General features: G+C 69.5%; 1 protein-coding gene. It reads left to right on the forward strand.

What is annotated here, in order from left to right; translation table 11 throughout:
* Positions 1 to 486: LLM class flavin-dependent oxidoreductase (locus tag CCN51_RS47580; protein ID WP_143676141.1), on the forward strand; the 486-nt coding region annotated here is incomplete at its 5' end.
* Positions 487 to 704 lie beyond the last annotated feature (218 nt).

Raw genomic sequence — 704 nt, forward strand, 5'->3', positions numbered from 1 at the left:
GCGGCGATCGCCGCCGAGGCCGGGCTTCCGCTGGTGATCGGCGATCTCAGGGGCCGCGAGAAGCTGCTGGGTGCCATTGAGCGCTACCGTGGCGCCTTCCGCCCGTCCGCGTGGGCGGATGAGCCGTACGTCATCGCCGCGGGCACGGTCGCCGTCGCCGAGACCCCCGAGCTGGCGCGCCGACTGCTGATCCCCGAGGCGTGGGCCATCGCGTACTCGAGCACCCACGGCACGTTCCCGCCGCTGGCCCCGGCGGAGGAGATCGAGCGGCGGACCATGAGCCCGAAGGAGCGGGACCTCTACGAGTCGCACCTGCGCGGCCATATCCATGGCACCGAGGAGCAGGTGGCCGATGAGCTGGAGACGGTGATCAAGGAGACCGGCGCCCAGGAGATCATGGTCACGACCAGCACCTACGACCGGGACGCCCTGATCGCATCCCACCGCGGGCTGGCCCGGATCGCGGAGCTCAGCGGCAGCCGATGAGTCGGCAGCCGATGAGCGGGTAACCGCGGTGAATGGCCAGGCGGGTGAGGTTTCGGGCGCTCCCGAGCGCTGCCCCACCTGTCGCGCATGCGGTAACCTACTCAGCAGTTGTTGAGCCTTCTCGCCGCGGAACCGCCTCCGCCGAGGAGGCTTTTTTCATGTCTGAAAACCACACCACCGAGGGGACGACCACGTGGGGCCGAGCATGACCGAAGAGC

The sequence above is a fragment of the Streptomyces milbemycinicus genome (genome assembly GCF_002154605.1).
GTDB lineage: Bacteria > Actinomycetota > Actinomycetes > Streptomycetales > Streptomycetaceae > Streptomyces > Streptomyces milbemycinicus.